At 41.6% G+C, this 618-nt stretch carries 1 protein-coding gene; it reads right to left on the minus strand.

All coding sequences use genetic code 11. The features are described from left to right. Window positions 1-221 precede the first annotated feature (221 nt). On the minus strand, window positions 222-618 hold a 397-nt coding region (locus FILTAD_RS06425; RefSeq protein WP_148085390.1), incomplete at its 5' end, for a transposase.

The raw sequence follows: 618 nt of genomic DNA on the forward strand, positions 1-618 counted from the left end.
CTATAATAACTAACCACTACTTTTCGAGTCTGAAGTGGAATAATGCCTCGTTTTTCATACTGCAGAAAGTGCAACCTGGTCAGTACATTCTTTAAGAGTAACGTACGATTCGCATTTGCAGGACGAGGTGGATCACGCTATAACCCGAGGTCTAAAGCCTCAAGGGACCACTCGATCTTCCCTCGACCCCAAAGGTAGTGGTTAGTTTGATATGTTATTTATTATGCTACCGATGTTACTTGTTGACGGGTGTAAAAGCAGTTGTACTTTAACTTTTTATTTACTTCATGATGGATTTGGAATCCAGGCGTATGCGATGAAAAAGGCTTTTTGTCCCGTAACATTGCAAACGCTATTTTGATAAACTTATTTCCCAATGCGACATAGATTTTCCGATAATGTTTTCCTTTTTCCTTCAGGCGTTGCTGAAAAGGCATCAGATCTTTATTGTGAATGGCTAGCGTATGGCCGATATGATAAAGAACGTACCGAAGGTGTGCATTTCCTTGTTTGGATATGCGCCCATAATAGCCACCACCCCCACCGGACTGTTTCACGATTGGGTTTGTCCCAGCCTTTTTTATAAGCTGTCCTGGATGATCATAGTTCGAGATATCA

The sequence above is a fragment of the Filibacter tadaridae genome (assembly GCF_900609045.1).
GTDB lineage: Bacteria > Bacillota > Bacilli > Bacillales_A > Planococcaceae > Sporosarcina > Sporosarcina tadaridae.